Here is a 1,561-nt window from a genome sequence, read left to right on the forward strand (position 1 = left end):
GATTCCGAATTCGTACAACTAATCCACGGTGGCACTGGGCGTTTTGCCCTGCTTGGGAAAGTGATTGTTCGCCACGATTTCTCCAAATGGGCTGAACATCACTTGTTGATCGACGGTTGGCAAGTGGTCGATCGGCAAGCGCGGAAACAGCAGTTCCGCCACGCGGTAGGCTTCTTCCAGGTGCGGATAGCCAGACAAAATAAACGTATCGATGCCTAAATCGGCATACTCCAGCATTCGGGCTGCCACGGTGTCTGGGTCGCCCACCAGAGCCGTTCCGGCTCCGCCGCGCACCAACCCAACCCCCGCCCACAAATTTGGGCTGATTTCCAGCGCCTCCGGACTGCCGTTGTGCAACTGCGTCATGCGCTGTTGTCCTTCGGAATCCATCCGGGCGTAGGCAGCTTGTGCCGTCGCGATCGCCTCCTCGTCCACGTAGCGAATCAATTGATGCGCTGCATCCCAGGCTGCCGATTGGGTTTCGCGCACGACTACATGCAGTCGAATTCCAAATCGCAGCGTCCGTCCCTGTGCAGCAGCTAATTTGCGCACAGATTCGATTTTTTTTGCCACCTGCGCGGGCGGTTCGCCCCACGTTAGGTAGACATCGACGTGCTTCGCGGCAATCTCTTGAGCGATCGCCGACGATCCACCAAACCACAGCGGCGGATACGGAGTTTGCACGGTCGGAAATAGCAATTTGCTGCCGCGCACGGTGAGAAATTCACCCTGGAAATTACTTTCCTCTCCGCTGGCAATCGTGCGCCAAATGGTGAGAAATTCATCGGTCAAGCGGTAGCGATCGTCATGGCTCAAATGCACTCCGTCGCCCGCAAGTTCCACCGGATCGCCGCCCGTCACGACATTGATCAGCAAGCGTCCGTTAGACAGCCGATCGAACGTAGCAGCCATCCGGGCTGCGACACCCGCCGAAACAAGACCGGGACGCACCGCCACCAGAAAGCGCATCCGCTCGGTGTGCGTCATCAGCGAGGATGCCACAATCCAGGCATCTTCACAGGAGCGACCCGTCGGCAACAGCGCCCCGTAGTAGCCGAGGTGATCGACCGCCTGAGCGATTTGGCGCAGGTACGGAAAACTGGTCGATCGTCCCCCAATCCCTGTTCCCAGATATCGCCCGTCACCGTGTGTTGGAATAAACCAAAGAATTTGCATTCGTTCCTCCCAAGAAGCTTTAGCTATTAGTGTTTTAGTTTTTAGCGGCGGGCTAGCGTTGGAATCTCCCTGGAAGTAGCTGATACCTTCCGACTAATCGCTAACGACGGACTCGCTACTTTGCCACTTGCGCGACTTCCTGAACCCGAATTGGCTTTGGCAGCAGTTTTAATTGCAGAAACGTATCTGCAACCTGCTGTTGGTAGTTCACAACGTCTGCGGCGATCGGCTGAATTCCTGAAGGGCGACGCTGTAGCACTTCCTCCAGCGTCGGAACGTCAATGCCTAGCTGTGGCGACAGCAGTTTCGCCGCGTCAGTGACGTTCGTTTTTGCCCAGACATCGGCTTCCTTAGTTGCTTCTAGAATGGCTTGGATGCGATCGGG

The 1,561-nt window shown here is 56.4% G+C and carries 1 protein-coding gene and 1 pseudogene; both read right to left on the minus strand.

The features are described from left to right. Window positions 1-18: 18 nt before the first annotated feature. Window positions 19-1,176 carry an FMNH2-dependent alkanesulfonate monooxygenase gene (gene ssuD, locus H6F43_RS00635; protein ID WP_190340105.1) on the minus strand — a complete coding sequence of 386 codons (1,158 nt, stop codon included), beginning with the start codon at window positions 1,174-1,176 and terminating at the stop codon, window positions 19-21. A gap of 115 nt (window positions 1,177-1,291) precedes the next feature. Further along, window positions 1,292-1,561 (minus strand): annotated as a pseudogene (locus H6F43_RS00640) (sulfonate ABC transporter substrate-binding protein); the annotation flags it as partial.

The organism is Leptolyngbya sp. FACHB-36 (assembly GCF_014695955.1).
Taxonomy (GTDB): Bacteria; Cyanobacteriota; Cyanobacteriia; order Leptolyngbyales; family Leptolyngbyaceae; genus FACHB-36.